Source organism: Paraburkholderia polaris, assembly GCF_012927345.1.
Lineage (GTDB): Bacteria > Pseudomonadota > Gammaproteobacteria > Burkholderiales > Burkholderiaceae > Paraburkholderia > Paraburkholderia polaris.
This window is the reverse complement of sequence record NZ_JABBGJ010000115.1, coordinates 1-2,755: the sequence shown is the minus strand read 5'-3', so window position 1 is coordinate 2,755 and position 2,755 is coordinate 1. Positions and strand designations below refer to the sequence as shown.

2 protein-coding genes are annotated in these 2,755 nt (G+C 56.3%); one reads left to right on the top strand and one right to left on the bottom strand.

Going from position 1 to position 2,755, the window contains the following annotated elements; translation table 11 throughout:
• Window positions 1-205 precede the first annotated feature (205 nt).
• Window positions 206-2,395, top strand: a complete 2,190-nt coding sequence (locus HHL24_RS43105; RefSeq protein WP_230417827.1) for a molybdopterin-dependent oxidoreductase — start codon at window positions 206-208, stop codon at window positions 2,393-2,395.
• 117 nt (window positions 2,396-2,512) lie between these two features.
• On the opposite strand, the gene HHL24_RS43100 is transcribed toward HHL24_RS43105, so the two are convergent.
• Window positions 2,513-2,755 (bottom strand): DDE-type integrase/transposase/recombinase (locus HHL24_RS43100; RefSeq protein WP_169491316.1); only part of this gene is annotated, 243 nt, incomplete at its 5' end.

The following is a 2,755-nucleotide window of genomic DNA, read 5'->3' as shown; positions in this document are numbered from 1 at the left end:
AGGCATTGTTGCGTCTCCTTCTATGCGCCGGGCGCTGCGTACGCTGATGCCAGCCTTCGCTGCGGCGATCTCCTGCGAGTGATGTTTGCGTTTGGACATGTAGAGGCGAACCTGTTGGTCGGTAATGCGGGTTCCAGACATGTAGCTGATCGCTTTTTTATTCGATCAGCCATCGTAGAGCCCGGCCGACTCGGCGCCGCCGGTGATGCGTCGTCTTCGGCGGCTACGCCGCCTTCGACTCCTCATCACCGGCCAAAACCTTCGCCGCTACACCGGCCAACATGATTGTCGCCGTCCAGCGATATCCGAGATCGCCGCCAGATTTAATGCTATTAAGGCCAATCACGGTGGTGAATCGATCGTCTACTACGGGGGTGGCGGACAAGGGAACCATCTCGGAGGCACGTATGGCGATAGCACACTGAAAGCGCTCGGGGTCAAATACCGATCCAATGCGCTTGCGCAGGAAAAGACCGGCGAATTCTGGGTTCAGGGGAAAATGCTTGGCACAGGTGTTCACGCGGACTTTGAGCACTGCGAGGTCGCCGTATTCGTCGGCAAGAACCCATGGCAATCCCACGGATTCGCACGAGCGAGGGCAGTTCTTCGCGAGATCGCCAAAGACCCGGCGCGATCACTGGTTATCATCGACCCGCGTCGGAGCGAAACCGCCGATCTCGCTGATTTCCACCTGCAGATCAAGCCGGGAACGGACGCGTGGTGCCTGTCTGCGCTGGTAGCCATCATCGTGCAGGACGACCTGATTGCCCGCGAGTGGATTGCGGAGCACGCCACAGGCCTCGAAGCCGTCGAACACAAGTTCAGCCGAATTCCGATTTCGGAGTATGCGGAGCGCTGCGGCGTACCAGAGGGACAATTGCGCGCTGCGGCGCATCGTATCGCGCGTGCCAGCAGCGTCGCCATGATGGAAGACCTTGGCATGCAAATGTCTGTGCACTCTACTTTGGGCAGTTATTTGCAACGGTTGGTCTGGCTCTTAACGGGCAATTTTGCTCGCAAAGGTACGAACAACGCGCTCATCCCCCTAGTGGCGATTGATGCGGCAAGCAAGGGCAACTCGCTGGGCAAGGGTGACAAGGTCGAGAAACTGAGCCCGGTTGTCGGTGCCAAGATCATCACGGGCCTGGTACCGTGCAACGTCATTCCAGAGGAAATCCTCACTGACCATCCGAAACGTTACCGTGCGATGCTGGTTGAGAGCGGCAATCCCGTGCATTCGATGGCGGACAGCCAACGGTGGCGCGATGCGATGGACGCACTGGATCTAGTGGTGGTAATCGATGTCGCGATGACGGAGACCGCCCGTTTGGCACATTACATCCTGCCCGCGCCCAGTCAATATGAGAAGTATGAGGCCACCTACTTCAACATCGAGTTTCCGAACAACTACTTCCATCTTCGCCGTCCGGTGTTTGATGCGATGCCGGGAACGCTGCCTGAACCGGAAATCCACGCTCGCTTGACGGAAGCATTGGGAGCGCTCAAACCGGAAGATATCGAACCGCTGAAAGCGGCGGCCCAGCAGGGAAGAATGCAGTTCGCTCAGATGTTCTTCATGGCCGCAATGAGCAACCCGATCATAGCCAAGCTTGCACCCGTCGTCTTGTATCGCACCCTCGGACCGACACTGCCGGATGGTGCCGCCGCTGCAGCGGTGCTATGGGGAGCTTGCCACCTGTTTGTACAGGGCAACAAAGACGCGGCGGCCGCAGCAGGCTTTGTCGGTGACTCATTCACCGCTGGCGAGAAATTGTTTGAAGCGGTCTTGGAAAACGGCTCGGGATTTGTCTTCTCATCCTCCGACTACGAGCATAGCTGGAACCGCATCAAACTGCCGGATCATAAGGTCAACCTTGCTATCCCCGAAATGCTCACGGAAATGGAAAAACTCACCGAGCCGTTGCAGAGCCTAGCCGACTTTCCTTATATTCTTTCAGCGGGTGAACGACGGACTGACACCAGCAATACCATCATTCGAAACCCAGATGGATACAAGAAAGAGCGCCAGCTTGCGCTGCGGATGAGTCCGCATGATGCGGGGGCGCTTGACCTGAACGATGGTGAGCGTGCCATTCTAACCACCCGTAGGGGCAGCGCTACTGTGTCGATCCAGGTATCGGACATGATGCAGGCCGGGCATATTTCAATTCCCAATGGATTAGGCCTCGATTTTTCCGGAGCTGACGGCGACGTGCGCCGCGTTGGGGTTGCGCCGAACGAGCTCACATCTCTGGAAGACCGCGATTTTCTGGCCCACACCCCGTGGCACAAATATGTACCAGCCCGCGTCGAAAAAATTCCATGCACCAAACTGAGAAGCCGCGATGTCCAATTACAATACAGAGCGCGTGCTGAGGCTTCAACACTGGAATGACGCATTGTTCAGTTTTAAACTACGCGAGATGAGAGTCTGCGCTTCCGCAACAAACATTTTGTGGTTCTGGTGCAAATAGATGGGGTAAACGAGACGCCCCCAATAAATAAGGATACCTTATCGATTAAACAGGACATAATTCCAGACGGCGGGCGCAGCGGTTTCCTTGAGCCGGAGAGCGGAGAGGTCGAACTGACCCTTCCGAATTCGATGTGTCAATTCGATGCCTGATATCGTGGTCGCAGCGCTCCTGAACCGTTTGAATCCGAGCATCACGTTCGTTCTGGACTTGATGTTTCGATGGTCCTGTTCGATCAGCTTGTTCAGGTACTTCGAAGACCGGACCTTCGTGTCCTCAGG